The organism is Protofrankia sp. Cj3, assembly GCF_917627355.1.
GTDB lineage: Bacteria > Actinomycetota > Actinomycetes > Frankiales > Frankiaceae > Protofrankia.
Genome location: NZ_CAKJTR010000308.1, coordinates 3204 through 3681, shown reverse-complemented (window position 1 = coordinate 3681; position 478 = coordinate 3204). Strand labels below are relative to the sequence as shown.

The following is a 478-nucleotide window of genomic DNA, read 5'->3' as shown; positions in this document are numbered from 1 at the left end:
GCCCCTGCCTGCCGGCTCCGTCCAGCGGCAACCGGAATCCACGGCGCCCGCGGGAACGGAGGGCCAGCCAGCGCCGTACCACCTCCGCCAACACGCCACGCGGCCGGAGCAGTCCGCTGCCTCCCGCGGCCCGGACAGTGAGGAGCTGGGCACGGGCGCTCGCTGCCGGGCCGGAGAACAGAAAGATCCACAACGGAGATCAGCTGAAAGCGGCGAACGCGCCAGCGCCAGTCACATCCACAAGATCCTTAATTAGATATCAACGATACCTTGACGCGAACCTCCCAGCCAGGCAGTGTGACCCACGCGATATTCATCAATCTATTTACACCAGTTGGCATACGGTGCCCAACGGCCAGTCAGCCGCCGGGCACCGCGAGAGAGATCAAGGCTGATGCGAGTGACGGTAGACCCGGGTCGATGCCGGGGACACGCTCCGCGTGTCCCCCGACGCTTCGGCCCTATCCGGCTTAGAGCG

General features: G+C 65.7%; 1 protein-coding gene. It reads right to left on the bottom strand.

The window, feature by feature from the left end:
• The coding region (locus MJ783_RS22815) for a hypothetical protein (protein WP_239313861.1) at positions 1 to 193 on the bottom strand (193 nt) is incomplete at its 3' end.
• Positions 194 to 478 lie beyond the last annotated feature (285 nt).